General features: G+C 62.9%; 16 protein-coding genes. 8 read left to right on the top strand and 8 right to left on the bottom strand.

Going from position 1 to position 14746, the window contains the following annotated elements:
- The first annotated feature begins 100 nt into the window (after positions 1–100).
- The 3 genes from ACIQLI_RS22150 to ACIQLI_RS22140 all read left to right on the top strand — a co-directional run bounded on the left by ACIQLI_RS22150 (position 101) and on the right by ACIQLI_RS22140 (position 2208).
- Positions 101–478: an RNA-binding S4 domain-containing protein gene (locus ACIQLI_RS22150; RefSeq protein WP_400392520.1), complete on the top strand. Its 378-nt coding sequence runs from the start codon at positions 101–103 to the stop codon at positions 476–478.
- 97 nt (positions 479–575) lie between these two features.
- Positions 576–1250: a DUF6318 family protein gene (locus ACIQLI_RS22145; protein ID WP_400392517.1), complete on the top strand. Its 675-nt coding sequence runs from the start codon at positions 576–578 to the stop codon at positions 1248–1250.
- Positions 1251–1272: 22 nt separating this feature from the next.
- Complete coding sequence (locus tag ACIQLI_RS22140) at positions 1273–2208, top strand: PKD domain-containing protein (protein WP_400392514.1); 936 nt, start codon at positions 1273–1275, stop codon at positions 2206–2208.
- A 203-nt stretch (positions 2209–2411) separates the two neighbouring features.
- Here ACIQLI_RS22140 and ACIQLI_RS22135 read toward each other — a convergent pair whose 3' ends face one another.
- The 3 genes from ACIQLI_RS22135 to ACIQLI_RS22125 all read right to left on the bottom strand — a co-directional run bounded on the left by ACIQLI_RS22135 (position 2412) and on the right by ACIQLI_RS22125 (position 4149).
- Entirely contained in the window at positions 2412–2873 is a 462-nt protein-coding gene (locus ACIQLI_RS22135) for a DUF3817 domain-containing protein (RefSeq protein WP_400392511.1), read from the bottom strand.
- Between the two features lie 82 nt (positions 2874–2955).
- Positions 2956–3564, bottom strand: a complete 609-nt coding sequence (locus ACIQLI_RS22130; protein WP_400392508.1) for a hypothetical protein — start codon at positions 3562–3564, stop codon at positions 2956–2958.
- 78 nt (positions 3565–3642) lie between these two features.
- Positions 3643–4149 (bottom strand): hypothetical protein, encoded by a 507-nt coding sequence (locus ACIQLI_RS22125; protein ID WP_400392505.1) that lies wholly within the window; start codon positions 4147–4149, stop codon positions 3643–3645.
- Positions 4150–4283: 134 nt separating this feature from the next.
- Between ACIQLI_RS22125 and ACIQLI_RS22120 the strand changes: the two genes are divergently transcribed.
- The 5 genes from ACIQLI_RS22120 (at position 4284) to ACIQLI_RS22100 (ending at position 9977) form a co-directional block, all read left to right on the top strand.
- Positions 4284–5003 (top strand): FadR/GntR family transcriptional regulator, encoded by a 720-nt coding sequence (locus ACIQLI_RS22120; protein ID WP_354232842.1) that lies wholly within the window; start codon positions 4284–4286, stop codon positions 5001–5003.
- A complete protein-coding gene (locus tag ACIQLI_RS22115) occupies positions 5000–6028 on the top strand; it encodes an asparaginase (RefSeq protein WP_400392502.1) in 1029 nt (342 codons plus the stop codon). The genes ACIQLI_RS22120 and ACIQLI_RS22115 overlap by 4 nt, the downstream gene beginning before the upstream one ends.
- Positions 6029–6041: 13 nt before the next feature.
- The gene (aspA, locus tag ACIQLI_RS22110; protein ID WP_354232843.1) at positions 6042–7457 is read left to right on the top strand and encodes an aspartate ammonia-lyase; all 1416 of its coding nucleotides are present in this window, start codon (positions 6042–6044) and stop codon (positions 7455–7457) included.
- A 138-nt stretch (positions 7458–7595) separates the two neighbouring features.
- Complete coding sequence (locus ACIQLI_RS22105) at positions 7596–9104, top strand: amino acid permease (RefSeq protein ID WP_091463511.1); 1509 nt, start codon at positions 7596–7598, stop codon at positions 9102–9104.
- A gap of 201 nt (positions 9105–9305) precedes the next feature.
- On the top strand, positions 9306–9977 hold the full coding sequence (locus ACIQLI_RS22100; RefSeq protein WP_400392498.1) for a FadR/GntR family transcriptional regulator: 672 nt from the start codon (positions 9306–9308) through the stop codon (positions 9975–9977).
- On the opposite strand, the gene ACIQLI_RS22095 is transcribed toward ACIQLI_RS22100, so the two are convergent.
- The 5 genes from ACIQLI_RS22095 to ACIQLI_RS22075 are packed head-to-tail and all read right to left on the bottom strand — an operon-like array spanning position 9974 to position 14714.
- Positions 9974–10843, bottom strand: a complete 870-nt coding sequence (locus ACIQLI_RS22095; RefSeq protein WP_400392495.1) for an amidohydrolase family protein — start codon at positions 10841–10843, stop codon at positions 9974–9976. The two genes, ACIQLI_RS22100 and ACIQLI_RS22095, sit on opposite strands and share 4 nt — an antisense overlap.
- Complete coding sequence (locus ACIQLI_RS22090) at positions 10840–11814, bottom strand: aldo/keto reductase (protein ID WP_400392492.1); 975 nt, start codon at positions 11812–11814, stop codon at positions 10840–10842. Before ACIQLI_RS22090 ends, ACIQLI_RS22095 begins: the two co-directional genes overlap by 4 nt.
- Positions 11799–12113: an L-rhamnose mutarotase gene (locus ACIQLI_RS22085; protein WP_400392489.1), complete on the bottom strand. Its 315-nt coding sequence runs from the start codon at positions 12111–12113 to the stop codon at positions 11799–11801. The genes ACIQLI_RS22090 and ACIQLI_RS22085 overlap by 16 nt, the downstream gene beginning before the upstream one ends.
- A complete protein-coding gene (locus ACIQLI_RS22080) occupies positions 12106–13413 on the bottom strand; it encodes an alpha-L-fucosidase (RefSeq protein ID WP_400392486.1) in 1308 nt (435 codons plus the stop codon). Before ACIQLI_RS22080 ends, ACIQLI_RS22085 begins: the two co-directional genes overlap by 8 nt.
- On the bottom strand, positions 13410–14714 hold the full coding sequence (locus tag ACIQLI_RS22075) for an L-fuconate dehydratase (protein WP_400392483.1): 1305 nt from the start codon (positions 14712–14714) through the stop codon (positions 13410–13412). Before ACIQLI_RS22075 ends, ACIQLI_RS22080 begins: the two co-directional genes overlap by 4 nt.
- Positions 14715–14746 lie beyond the last annotated feature (32 nt).

Here is a 14746-nt window from a genome sequence, read left to right as displayed (position 1 = left end):
ATCGCCGGAACCTTCCAGGGGTTTTGACTGGCTTTCCACGATCTCGCTGCTCCTGGCGTTCCCGCAGGGCTTGCGAGGCCCGGTTAGACTCTTCCCAATCATGAGTATCCCGTCATCATCCCCGGCAAACGTCCGCGTCGACGCCTGGCTGTGGGCGATCCGCGCCTACAAGACTCGCTCGGCCGCCACCGCTGCCTGCCGTGCCGGGCACATCCGCATCAACGGGAACCCGGTCAAAGCGTCGCAAAGCGTGATCATCGGAGACATCATCCGGGTCCGCGAATCCGGCTGGGAACGCATCCTTGAAGTCCGACGACTCATCGCGAAGCGTGTAGGTGCGGAAGCTGCCTCACACTGCTTCACGGACCACACTCCCCCGCGTCCTGTGGCACCCAAGCTCGGACTCCCCCAGCGCGACCGCGGCGCGGGTCGGCCCACCAAGAAGGACCGCAGGGATATGGAGAAGCTGCGCGGGTAGGTGGTTTTCCACAGGCCGCCGTTACCGACGTGAATCTGGCTTCCCTCCCGACCTAGACTGACCGGCACACCGCCAAACAGCTGCTGGGGAGCCTGTCATGTCACGCCTTTCGTTTGCCACTTTTCCGTTGGTCCTGGCCCGGACGGGAGCCATAGCTGCGGCATTGGCCCTGCTCCTCACGGGTTGCCAGGGCGGCACCACACCCAGCGCGCCACCCTCCGAACCAAGCACGACGACGGCGTCGCCCACCACGAGCGCTTCGGTTCCGGCGGCTTCGGCTACTCCGGATAGTCCGCCGACATCCGCCGTATACAAGCCCGCGGATGCCAAGGGGAAGGCTGAGAATGTGCCCGTTCCCGTGATGCCCGAGTTGGCGAAGGAGAACTCGAAGGCGGGGTTGGAGGCGTTTATTGGGTACTGGTACGCGCAGCTGTCTTACGTGGGCGAGACAGGAGACATGTCATCATGGCTGCCGTTGATCTCCCCAGATTGCCTGCTTTGTCTCCGCCTCCAAGAGTCCGGTGAAGATGGATACATCGACGGACGGTGGTTGTCGGGCGGAAGGATCTCGGTCCCGGTTGTAGAGGTGCTTTGGAGGGACAACTCCCTACCGTCAGCAAAAGTCCAGGTGATTCAGCAGCAGATTGACTATTACAACGCAGACGGCAGCATTGGGCGGTCGAGTTCAGAAGCGTCCAATGATGCGTTCGCCCTGTTCGCCAAGTACGTTGACGGTTCATGGGTCGTGGTGGATCTTGGCGTCATTGCGTAAGCCCATCGTGAAAGTTATTGCAGTGGTCGCTTGGCATGCGATCTGGTTTGCCGCCTGCCTCGCCGTGGCGACCCCGTCCTCGGCATCTGACGATACGTGGGCCGCCAACAACGCGGGTGATCGAGGGATCGACATCGGCGCGCGTTTTAGAATCGACCCCCAGACAGGGCTGCTAGGCGCCCGCCTCGATGGTTCACCCGCATCGCAAGCTATCGATGACCCCAACCAGTACATGGCTGACACCCACTGCCGTGCCGATGGACCTGACACCAAGGACCCCGGTTGCGATGCCCTTGAGTGTCCAGCCACCGCAACCAACAGTGAAGCAGGCACCCCCGTCATCTGGAAGGAAGCCCCCAAAGCCATCACCAATCCGGGTTGGACAGACTGGATCCCAGTCAGCGGACCCACCTGCCTCTACGACCCCCAGCCGGAAAACGTCCTGGCCAACATCGCAGCCCGCATCCTCACCGACTTCCAACAACTACCCGTCAACCCCGGAACCCTCCAAGCCCAACCCTTCCCGCACACCCTCAAAGGCGGACCCACCAACTTCTACACCACCACCGCAGAACAAGGCTTCAACCTCACCATCCTCGGCCAAGCAGTCCACCTCACCGCAACACCGACCAACTACACCTACACCTTCGGCGACGGAGGAACCCTAGGCCCCACACCGGTGGCCGGCTACTCCATCCCCGAAGCCGACTGGCTCACCAACCAGACCCGAACCAGCCACACCTACACCGAAACCGGCAACTACCAAGCCACCCTCACCACCGCCTTCACCGGCACCTACTCCGTCAACAACGGACCACCCCTACCCATCAACGGAACCCTGAACCTCACCACACCAGCCAAAACCATCCACGTCTGGAAAACAGAACGAGCACTCGTCGCCGACACCTGCCAGCAAAACCCCAACTCCTGGGGCTGCCCCGGCGCAAAACCGAGATAGCCGGTGACTCACCTTGGGCCTTTGCCCGCATCACGAACCGCAGACACCCACTTCGAAGGCGAACAGCCCATCGACACACCGTGCATACGGCGCGTCTTGTCATTCAAGATTCAAAGTGGGTGGTGGCGGCCCCCCCCGGAACGGGCACGCCAAAAAGAAGAAAGCACCAGTTCCGAAGAACGGTGCTTTCCGCTGGCTGAATTCTAGGAGAACCACGTACCTGGAGGGCCCATCAACAACAGGAAGCTGAACACTGCGCCCACGGCAACCAGGGTGACAACTACGGCCAGAATGGGATTGCGCAGAACCCAAGCCTGGGCTTTCTCGAATCCGCCTCGCGGCGTTTCTCCCCCGGCTGCCAGGCGCCAACCGCCGGCGAGGAGGCCACGGCGGTCCAGCGACTTCTCCATGGGAATGGTGGCATACGGAATCACGGCTGAACCGATGGCAAGGAGACCGGTTCGTGTTGACCACTTCTGGTTGATCCAGGTGAAGGCGGCCGTCGCTGCGTAGCAAAGGAAGACGAAGCCGTGAATGCCACCTGCGATGCTGACCCCAACCTCGGTGGTGCGTGTGACGTACTTAAGGAACAACCCGATCAGCAGCAGCGTCCAAGTCACGGCCTCGGCAAAAGCAACGGTGCGGAACAAAGTGCGGGGCTGCATGGAAGTCCTCAGGTAGCAAACGGGAGACACGTCGTATTTTACCGGCTGTAGAACTTTCCGTGCGTCACCTCCCAGCAACAATTCACTTTGCCGAGGGCAGTGCCTGCCCGTTCCGGATACGGGAATCGCCACATTCGATGGCAACGGGCGCGATTTCCATCTCAGGTTCGTGACGGGTCCGGGCTTTGCCGACGGCGATGTGAGGCAACCAGCGGGGTGACCTGTAACCCAGTGCGGGTGAGCTCAGGATGAAGTCGTCAATGTTGTCCAGGCCCAGATCGTCCAGAAGTGTGTGAAGCCCTTGCACCAAAAGTGCCTGATAGTCGTGCACTTCCTGCGGCACATCCACCTCGAGCCCCATCAGGCGGCCACCGCCCAACGGGATCAACTTTTCCGACTTGCCCAGAAAGCCCTGCAACACCGGCAGCTCGGTCAACCAGCTGGCGATCTCCGGAAGTGTCTTTTCAGGAGATGACAAACCTTTGGTCCACGCCACGATGTCCTGGGCCAAGTCGTCGAGGATTCCAACGTGCAGCAGGGTCAGGTGCAATCCCGGCGGATTCCGGAGGGAATCTACGTACCGGGCCAGGCCCTCATAGTCGGAGGCTCCCTCTCCGATACGGAGAACGGGCACCTCAACTGTGATGCGAGGCCCCTCGGATTTGCTTCCAACTGGCTTGCTGGCCGTCATGGTTGCCATTATGCGCCGAACGCCCAGCGGGCGGGAGGCCGACGGCGGAACTCACCTGACGCCGTCGTGCCCTGTTCGCTACTTCTTGGGACGCGCTTGGACGAGGTTGGCGAACGGAAGCCGCCCGAAAAACAAAACGAAGTCAGAATGGTAGTCAGCTTCGGCGGCATTGACCTCGGAGGCCGGGAGCTCCTTCCAGGCAACGATGAGGTCCAAGGCGTCCCGCAATTGCCAGATGAGCCGCGCATCCCAGACAACGGTGGGCCGTCCCCGGCCATAGTCCATGAATTCCTGGATCTGCTTGCGAAGCCCTCGGTTGCCTTGGCTGCCGGCGTTCGCTTTGCCTATGTAGACCACGGATGCATCCGCAATCCATTCGGCTTCCAAGGCTTCCCGCTTGAGCGAGGGGTCCTTCTTCTTGAACGTGCCGGCAGTGCTCTTGCTAAGGAATACGGGGTCGAAATCCGCGGGGCACAGGATGGCGAAGACGCCGGGGCCTTGGGGAATCCTCATGGGATCGAGTTCGTCGAGCGGCCGGAATCCGGTGAACCCGTCCTGCATGAGGGACTTTTTGGTGAAGAGCATGGTCCATTGTGTCAAGGATGGCTCGTCCCAAAGAAGCGCGTGGTGGCGGCCACAGAACGCCTTACCAGTCCCCAAACCGTGAAGCAAGCCTTTCAGCGTTGACAGCCCCTTGTGACCCGTGCCATATTCGAAGCGTGAACCTGTCAGACAGCCGGACAGCCGGACAGCAAGAGCCCCAGGGCGGGCATATGCCCATTTCGCGCATCTCCGCAGCTGAAGCGGTCTTCGCGGCCCTGAGGCGTGCGATCGAGGGCGGCCAGTTCGATATCGGCACCAAGCTGAGCTCGGAAGCGACTTTGGCGGGCCAGTACGGCGTCAGCCGCTCCGTCATCCGGGAAGCGCTGCGATCCTGCAACACCTTGGGCCTCACCGTGACCAAAACGGGCAAGGGCACGTTCATTGTGGCCAACAAGGTCGCTAACGACCTTACCTTGGGTCAGTACAGTGCGCGTGATCTCAACGAGGCCCGCCCGCACATCGAGATCCCGGCAGCGGGCCTCGCCGCGCAAAGAAGGACGGAGGAGGAACTTGAGCACCTCAAGGAAATCATCCAGGAAATGCTCAGCGAGACCGACCCCGAGGCCTGGGTCAACCTGGACGCGAGCTTCCACTCCGCTGTAGCCCGCGCCAGCGGAAACCGGGTGTTCGCCAGCGTCGTCTCGGATATCCGCGAGGCCCTGGCGCACCAATCCGAAACCCTCAACCTCGTCGCAGACCGGCAACACCGCTCTGATGAAGAACACGTCGCCGTGCTCAACGCGATCGAAGCCGGAGACTCTGAAGCCGCAAGCAAAGCGATGGCTGCCCACCTGCAGGCCGTCAGCGTGGCACTGGACACGATCCTCAGCAAATGAATATCCCAAAGGACACCATGCCCGCCCCCGCAGCAACCGCCAACCGAACCGCGGCACAAAACCTCAAAGCGCCGCACCACGTCCCCCTCGTCGAGGTAACCCGCGACGGCCTGGTGGAGAGCATCCACTACGGCTCGCTGATCGCGCTCCACAAAAACGGCACCACCGCCGCGGAAGCCGGCGAACCGGACGCGCCGATGTACCCGCGTTCAAGCCTGAAGCCACTGCAGGCCGTTGCGCTGCTCAAGGCCGGTTTGGACATCCCCCAAAACCTCCTGGCTCTCACCGCTGCCAGCCACTCGGGCGCACAGATGCACCGCGATGGAGCCACTGAAATCCTGAAGCTGCACGGACTGACCGAGGCGGCACTGGCCAACAGCACGGACCTGCCGTACGGCGTTCAGGAGCGCGAAGAGTGGCTGCGCGCCGGCAACGGTCCCACCCAAATTGCACAGAACTGTTCCGGCAAGCACGCTTCCATGGCCGCCGTCTGCATCATCAACGGCTGGCCTGTGGAGGGGTATTTGCACCCCGAGCATCCCTTGCAGGTCCTGGTCCGCGACACCATCACGGACCTCACCGGCGAGGAAGCAGCAGCGGTCAGCACCGACGGCTGCGGGACTCCGCTCTTCGCACACTCCTTGCACGGCATGGCCCGGGCCTATGGCCGTCTCGCCGCTGCCGACGCAAGCACCGATGAGGGCAAAGTCGCCCACGCCATGCGCCGCTTCCCTGAGATGGTGGCAGGCGAAGGCCGCGACGTCACCGCCCTCATGCGGGCCGTACCTGGGCTTCTGGCGAAGGACGGCTTTGAGGGCCTCCAACTGGTGGGCCTCCCGGACGGCACCGGTGTAGCCGTGAAGATCTCCGACGGCGGCGATCGCGCCCGCATGCCTGTCACCGTTGAGGTTCTTCGCCGGCTGGGCGTCGACGGCGGCAGCTTGGACACGCTTCAGAGCCCACCCGTGCTGGGCGGCGGCCTTCCGGTCGGCGAACTCCGCGCGGCCCACATTTTCAGTAACTAAACCAAGGACAGCTATGACCACCGTCGATCAGGCGATCCCCCTCCGTTCCGAACACGACCTCTTGGGCGACCGTGATGTACCCGCGGATGCCTACTGGGGCGTCCACACCCTCCGTGCCATGGAGAACTTCCCCATCACAGGGCAGCCCCTCTCCACCAACAAGCACCTGGTCCGCGGCCTGGCCGCAGTGAAGCAGGCCGCAGCCCGCACCAACCACGAGCTTGGCCTCCTGGATGCCGTGAAGGCGGATGCCATTGTGCAGGCCTGCCAGGACATCATGGACGGCATGCTCCACGAGCAGTTCATGGTGGACGTGATCCAGGGCGGCGCCGGCACCAGCTCCAACATGAACGCCAACGAGGTCATCGCCAACCGTGCACTGGAAATCCTGGGGCACCCCAAGGGCGAGTACTCCAAGCTGCACCCCAATGACCACGTGAACTTGAGCCAGTCCACCAACGACGTTTACCCGACGGCGGTGAACCTGGCCACGATCTTCTCCGTGAAGGAGCTCCTGGAAGCCCTCGAAGAACTCGAGCTGGCCTTCGCTGAGAAGGGCCGGGAGTTCCGGACTGTGGTGAAGATGGGTCGCACCCAGCTGCAGGACGCTGTTCCCATGACGCTGGGCCAGGAGTTCGGCGGCTACGCCGTGACCATCGGCGAGGACCGGGCACGGCTGGACGAGTCCCACATGCTGATCCATGAGATCAACCTTGGGGCCACCGCCATCGGCACCGGGTTGAATGCCCCGGCAGGTTACGCCGAGGCCGCCTGCCGGCACCTCGCCGAAATCACGGGCCTTCCCCTCCTCACGGCCGCCGACCTCATTGAAGCTACCCAGGACGTTGGCGCGTTTGTTCACTTGTCCGGCGTGCTGAAGCGCGTGGCAGTAAAACTCTCCAAGATTTGTAATGACCTCCGCCTGCTGTCTTCCGGACCGCGTGCGGGTTTGGGCGAGATCAACCTTCCGGCCGTGCAGTCCGGCTCGTCGATCATGCCCGGCAAGATCAATCCGGTGATCCCGGAAGTGGTCAGCCAGGTGGCATACGAAGTCATCGGCAACGATGTCACCGTCACCATGGCCGCGGAGGCCGGCCAGCTTCAGCTGAACGCCTTCGAACCGATCATTGTGCACAGCCTGCACAAGAGCATCTCCCACCTGGAAGCAGCGTGCCGCACCCTTACGGCGCGTTGCGTCCGGGGCATCACTGCAAACACCGAACGGCTACGGCTTACCGTGGAGCAGTCGATCGGTCTCGTCACGGCATTGAACCCCCACATCGGTTACGCCTCCGCCACCGCTATCGCGCAGGAAGCGCTGGCAACGGGCAAGGGCGTTGCGGAACTCGTGCTGGAGCACGGTCTTCTGACCGCCACCCAGCTGGAGGAACTGCTGAGCCCCGAGCGTCTGGCAAATCTCAGCAAATAGGCCGAAACTGGCCTGCAAAACCTCCAACCAGCCGTCCCGCCCCATGAGGCATACCCCCACGAGGCTTTGCTCTGTGTGCCCGGATCCCCAACCGGACGCGCCCAGGACACCCCCAACAGGACACCCCTAAGGATTCCAATGACCAATCCCATCACGGACCACACGGTCCCGGCCCAAGCGCACGCCAGCGAGAAAGCCCTCCACAAGGAGGACTCCGGCTACCACAAGGACCTCAAGCCCCGCCAGATCCAGATGATCGCGATCGGCGGCGCAATCGGCACCGGACTGTTCCTGGGCGCCGGCGGCCGACTCAACGCAGCTGGTCCCTCCCTCGTTATCGCGTACGCAATCTGTGGCTTCTTCGCCTTCCTGATCCTCCGGGCACTCGGTGAACTGGTTCTGCACCGCCCGTCGTCGGGATCCTTCGTCTCCTACGCCCGTGAGTTCTACGGCGAAAAGGCAGCCTTCGTTTCGGGCTGGTTCTACTGGATCAACTGGGCCACCACCACCATCGTGGACATCACCGCAGCGGCCCTCTACATGGAGTTCTTCGGCAAATACGTCGCCTGGATTGGTGCCGTTCCACAGTGGGCGTGGGCGCTCATTGCGCTGGTTGTCGTGCTCTGCCTGAACCTGGTCTCCGTGAAGGTCTTCGGTGAAATGGAGTTCTGGTTCGCGCTGATCAAGGTGGCAGCGCTGGTGGCCTTCCTCCTGGTGGGCACCTACTTCGTCATCTTCGGCACCCCGGTGGAGGGCCAGGAAGTCGGCTTCAGCCTCATCGCAGACAACGGCGGAGTCTTCCCCAATGGCGTCCTGCCCATGATCATCCTCATGCAGGGTGTGCTCTTCGCTTACGCCTCGATCGAACTCATCGGTACCGCAGCCGGCGAAACCGCCAACCCGGAAAAGATCATGCCCAAGGCCATCAACTCCGTGGTCATCCGCATCGCCCTCTTCTACGTCGGCTCCGTGATCCTGCTGGCTCTGCTGCTCCCGTACACCTCTTACGAGAAGGGCGTCAGCCCGTTCGTGACGTTCTTCGGCTCGATCGGGGTGGAGGGCGTGGACGTCATCATGAACCTTGTGGTCCTCACCGCAGCCCTGTCTTCGCTGAACGCCGGGCTCTACTCCACAGGCCGCATCCTCCGCTCCATGTCGGTTGCCGGCTCTGCCCCGAAGTTCGCCCAGCGCATGAACAAGGCAGGCGTCCCCTACGGTGGAATCGCCATCACGGCCGGCGTTTCCCTGCTCGGTGTTCCGCTGAACTACCTGGTCCCGGCCGACGCTTTCGAGATCGTCCTGAACGTCGCTTCCGTGGGCATCATCGTCACCTGGGCCACCATCGTCCTGTGCCAGATGCAACTCAAGCGCTGGGCCGACAAGGGATGGCTGAAACGCCCGTCCTTCCGGATGTTCGGCGCCCCCTACACCGGCTGGTTGTCCTTGATCTTCCTGGCGGCCGTGCTGATCATGGTGTTCATCGAGTCCCCGTTGACCATGCTGGTCACCGCGATTGCCTGCGGACTCATGGTGTGGGGCTGGTTCCTGTGCCGCAAGCAAATTCATGAGCTTGCTGCCACCCGCGACGGCTACACCGGCAGCGCGCCGGTGATCGCCAACCGCCCGCTGCCCGGCGGCGACAAGTAACAAGCAACAACCGCTGAATCACGACGGCGGCACCCGGGTTCCGTAACAAGCGGAACCCGGGTGCCGCCGTCGTTGATTAACACCCCAAACCAGGTCGCAGTTGAGCGCGTTTTGAGCACTGAAAACGCGCTCAACTGCGACTCAGTTGGGTGGGGACGCGGCGGAGGCAGACATCGGATCATTCGTGGCTACTATTGGTCCATGGCTGTCACAGACGAGGCGATCAGCAAGATCAAAGACATGCTGATCCGCGGGGAACTCAAGGCCGGCGATCGACTTCCGCCGGAAAAGGAACTGAGCGAGCGGCTCGGTCTTTCAAGGAGTTCGTTGCGCGAGGCGGTCAAAGCCCTCGAACTGATCCGCGTGCTGGATGTCCGCCGCGGTGACGGAACCTATGTCACCAGCCTCGACGCCAAGCTGCTCAACGAAGCCGTGGCGTTCGTGGTGGACCTGCATCAGGACAAGTCCATTCTGGAACTCTTCGAGGTCCGACGAATACTGGAACCTGCCACCGCGCACTTGGCGGCGGGCAAAATCACGCCGGACGAGCTCCTGGCCCTCCGGAGCACCATGGACGGCATCGACGAGAACACGGACGTCGAGGAACTCGTGGCCCACGACCTCGAATTCCACAGCATCATCACCGAAGCCGCGGGAAACGACTACCTCGGCAGTCTCTTGGAGGCCCTGTCCAGCAGCACAGTCCGGGCACGGATCTGGCGCGGACTGACACAGGAAAAAGCTGTGGCCCACACCTTGGCCGAGCACCGTGCGATCGCCGACGCCCTTGAACGAGGCGACGCCGAACTGGTGCGCGCGCTGGTGACGGTGCACATCAGCGGCGTGGAGAACTGGTTGCGGCAGGCGCTCTAACCTTCGGCCAGGGGCGTGACAGCCAAGCCATACGTCCGGATGGCGGTCTCTTCCAGCACGGCGTCCTGCTCCGACGGGCTCAGCGAAGACACCAACTCCAACAACACATCCAGCGTCCGGCCATACGGCGCCCCGAGCGTGCTGACGGGCCAATCGCCGCCGATCATCAAACGCTCCGGCCCGAAGGCCTCCAACGCTGATTCGAACAGCGGCCGCAGTGCCTCCGGTGAATACTCGACGCCGGGCAGGTGAAGTCCGGAGAGCTTGGCCACCGAGTTCGGCTCCCGCCCCAGCGCCCGGAAGTCAGCGCTCCACGCCTCCATGGCGAGGCGGTCCGTGAGCGGCGGCTTACCCAAATGATCCAGCACCACAGTCAGTTCCGGCATCTCGCGGGCAAGCCGGAGCGCCCCTCCCAGATGCCGGGGAAAAGCGTCCGAAATATCCACGGTGAGCCCGCGCTGAGCCGCCAAGGCCAGGGAATCACGAACCGCGGGAAGATCCAGGAAATCATCCCTGGGATCGTCATGCACCAAATGCCGGACACCCTTGAAAACGGGTTTGGCCGTGAACCGGTGCAACTGCTCATCAGCCTCAGCCGGCGCATCCAGCCTGACCCAGCCCACCACTCCGAAGACCCACGGATTCCGCGAGGCAACGGCCAACATGCTCTCGGTGTCGGCAACGGTATCGTCCGCCTGGACCAGCACCGCTCCCCGCACACCGGCCGCATTCAACGTCTCATGCGCCTCGTCCTCGCCAAAGCTCCGGAACAGCGCACCGTGCTGCGGGCCGAGCCAACCATAGGGGCGCACTCCCCCGGTGACGAAGGAATCCAAGGTCCACAGATGCAGGTGCGAATCAATCACCGGCCAACACGCTCCAATGCCTCCCATAGCTCTTCCGGCACCGTCTCCTCCATGCGGGCAGCATTCATGGACACCTGCTCAGGGGAAGTCGCGCCGGCTGTCACGTTCACCACGGCCGGATGCCGCAACGGAAACTGGAGTGCCGCCGTCGGAAGTTCCACTCCAAAGTCGCGGCAGATGGTCGCGAGGCGACGCGCCCGCGCCAGCACGTCCGGCGGTGCCTGCTGGTAGTTGTAGTGTGCGTCTTCGGAAACATCGGGCCGGGCCAGAAGGCCCGAGTTGTAGGCGCCAACGCTCACGACGCCGGTGCGGCGCTCCACACAGCGGTCGAGCAGCGGAACGCCGGGCTGCTCAAGCAAGGTGTAGCGGCCTGCCAGCATCACCAGGTCCAGGTCAGCGGCGTCGACGCATTCCAGTGCAGCCTCGGCCGAGTTGATCCCCACGCCGATGGCCTTGACCACTCCCTCTGAGCGCAGCCTTTCCAACACGGGCAATGCTTCGGAGATGCCGGCTTGCAGATCGTGGACATCGGGATCGTGGAGATAGGCAATGTCCACGTGGCCCAATCCAAGCCGTTCCAGCGAGTCCTCGATGCTGCGGCGGATTCCTTTCTCGGAAAAGTCCCACACACGACGTGTAGTGGCCGGGACATCGAATCCTTCAGGGTCCTGCCCGCCGCCGGGGTTCGCTTCCAGCAGCCGCCCCACCTTGGTGGAGACGACAAACTCGTCCCGGGGTTTGTCCCGGAGAACGGCACCCAATCTCTGCTCGGACAGACCCAGGCCGTAGTGCGGGGCCGTATCGAAGTACCGGATGCCGGCGTCCCAAGCGGCTAGAACGGTGGCGAGCGCTTCCCCGTCCGGAATGGACCGGTACAGGTTCCCAATGCCCGCACCGCCGAAGCCAAGCTTGCCCAATCTGCGCGGGTCAAGGTCCAGGCTCGAGTCAAGGGAGTTCATGGCAGTTCCCATACCTTCTGGATACCCGCATCCTCCCCCGAGTAATCATCCTGGACCGTTAAAAGTTCAGCCATCCGGGCCTGCCACGGAACGTTGGCGGGGTGGTCGGCGAGCGCGTGCCGCATGGCCTGGTAGTTTTCAACGTCCACCACATGGAAGAGATCGAGACCGCTGCGCCAGATCCGCCAGTTCTTCACCCCGGCTTCTTTGAGAGCCACCACCAGTTCCGGCGGGATGTGCGCGTGGGCGTCGGCGTACTCGTCCTCGGTTCCCGGCTTGAGCTTGGTGTGGAGGGCGATGCTCTCAGCCATGGACGTTCTCTTGCCGGAGGGCTGACGGCTTCAGGAACAGTTCCAGCACAGGTACGGCGACGTCGGGCTTTTGGACGGGCAGCTTGATGGTGAGCGTTCCGGGTGGCTGGCCGCCCGGGGTCATGTTCATGGCTTGCTGGGCCGGGTCCAGTTCCCGCAGGAACACCTCCGAGGCGTCGTTCAGCAACTGGGCGTATTCCACCTTGCCGGCGAGGTCAGGCAGGTGGACGTACTCGAAAGGCCACGCAAAGAGATGGACGTACAGCCTGTCCCCACGCTGCGTGTAACGGGCATCCGTCGGCGCGGTGAAGGACGAAGCTCCTGCCCCGTAGATGGCGCGCGAGTGCAGCTTCATCCATTCCGCGATGCCCTCCAGCGAACCCAGCGCCCGCGGATCCAAGCTGCCCCTGCCTGTGGGGCCCACGTTGAGCAACAGGTTGCCGCCCTTGGAAACGCCATCCACCAGCATACGGATGAGCAGGTCCACGGGCTTGTAGTTCAGGTTGTCCCTGTCGTAGCCCCAGCTGCCGTTCAGCGTCTGGCAGGCTTCCCAGGTGACCGGTTCGCCGTCGACCATCATGGGGCCGGCGGGCTGGTACTGCTCCGGTGTGACCAGGTCTCCCGGGATTTCCAGCCGGTCGTTGACCACAATGGCCGGTTGCAGTTCCCGAACCATGGCGAGCAAGGCTTCCGAGTCCCAGTCTTTCCGGCCTTTGCCGCCCCAATATTCTTCTTGGTGTCCGCCTGTGTAGGAGAAGTCGAAGAACAGGTAGTCGATGGTGCCGTAATTGGTCAGGAGCTCACGCACTTGGCCGTGCAGGTACTTGCGGTAGCGGTCCATGTCACGCCCGGCGTTCAAGCTTTCGACGTCGGCCGCGTTGCGTTGGGGATGTACCCCGTCCACGGTGAAGTCGGGGTGGTGCCAGTCGATGAGTGAATGGTAGAAACCGACCCTCAGTCCCTCAGCCCGGAGTGCTTCCACATAGGGAGCGATCAGGTCCCGACCGGCGGGCGTGTTGGTGGCTTTGTAGTCCGTCAGGGCGGAATCCCACAGGCAGAAGCCGTCATGGTGCTTGGTGGTGAGGACCACGTACTTCATCCCGGCGTTACGTGCGGCCCGGGCCCACTCGCGGGGATCGTAGAGGTCCGGATCGAAGCGCCGGAAGTACTTGGAGTACTCCTCCACCGTTGTTTCCTCTTGGTTCATCACCCACTCGTGGCGCGCTGGAAGGGCGTAGAGGCCCCAATGCACGAACATGCCAAAGCGTGCTTCCTCGAACCAAGGTGCGTGCTGGATCAACGGGATTCCTTCCATACGGGGCCGTTCGGAAAGCTGTACGCGGCCAGTGTTTCACGGAGCATTTCGTTTCCGGCGCCAGGGTTCGACGGCGGCCAGTAAGCGCCGTCGTGGACATCAACGGGTGTGACGAAGTGTTCGTGGAGGTGGTCCACGAATTCGATGGTCCTGTTCTCCTTGGTTCCGGACACGGCGATGAAGTCCACCATGGACAGATGCTGCACGGCCTCGCACAGACCAACACCACCGGCGTGCGGACACACCCTGACGCCGAACTTTGCAGCGAGCAGCAGGATGGCGATGTTCTCGTTCACTCCCGCCACCCGGGCGGCGTCGATCTGCAGGACCTGCAGTGAACCGGCCTGCAACATCTGTTTGAACACCACACGGTTCTGGATATGCTCCCCCGTTGCCACCGGAATCGGTGCCACTCCCCGGGCGATGGCAGCATGGCCCAGAATGTCGTCCGGGCTGGTGGGCTCCTCGATCCAGGCAATGTCATAGGGGGCCAGATGGGCCATCCAGTCGATGGCTTCCTGGACATCCCAGCGCTGGTTGGCATCCACGGCAATCTTGATGTCGGGCCCAACAGCAGCGCGTGCCGTCCGTACGCGGCGGATGTCGTCCTCCAAAGACGCACCCACCTTCAACTTGATCTGGGTGAAACCATCGGCAACTGCTTCCTTGGCCAGCCGCTTCAGTTTCCCGTCGCTGTACCCCAGCCAGCCCGGCGTCGTGGTGTACGCGGGGTAACCCTCGGCGCGAAGTGCCGCCTTCCGTGCTTCCCTGCCGGGTTCGGCAGCACGAAGGATGTCCAGCGCTTCCTCCGGAGTGAGCGCGTCCGTGAGGTAACGGAAGTCCACGAGTGCCACGAGCTCTTCCGGTGTCATGCCGGCGAGCAACTCCCATAAGGGCAGCCCGGCACGTTTGGCCTTCAGGTCCCAGAGGGCATTGACCACCGCCCCGATGGCCATGTGCATGACACCCTTCTCAGGACCCAGCCAACGGAGCTGCGAATCATGGGCCAGCAGCTTCCAGGTGGCGCCCATATCCGCGAGCAGGTCCTCAACCGTGCGGCCGAGGATGTGTTCGCGGAGCGCGTTGATCGCCGCCGTTTCAACCTCATTCCCCCGGCCGATGGTGAACACGAAGCCGTGGCCCTCGTGTGCGTCCCCGGCGTCAGTGCGGATGATCAGGTACGCCGCGGAGTAGTCCGGGTCCGGATTCATGGCGTCGGAGCCATCCAGCTCAAGGGATGTTGGAAAGCGGATATCGAACGTATCCATTGCGGTGATGATGCTCATGCGGCTCCTGAAGTGCGTCACGATTCACCACC

This window comes from Paenarthrobacter sp. NPDC091669 (assembly GCF_044756725.1).
Lineage (GTDB): Bacteria > Actinomycetota > Actinomycetes > Actinomycetales > Micrococcaceae > Arthrobacter > Arthrobacter bambusae_C.
The sequence above is the reverse complement of the archived record's forward strand: the minus strand, read 5'-3'. Positions and strand labels throughout refer to the sequence as shown.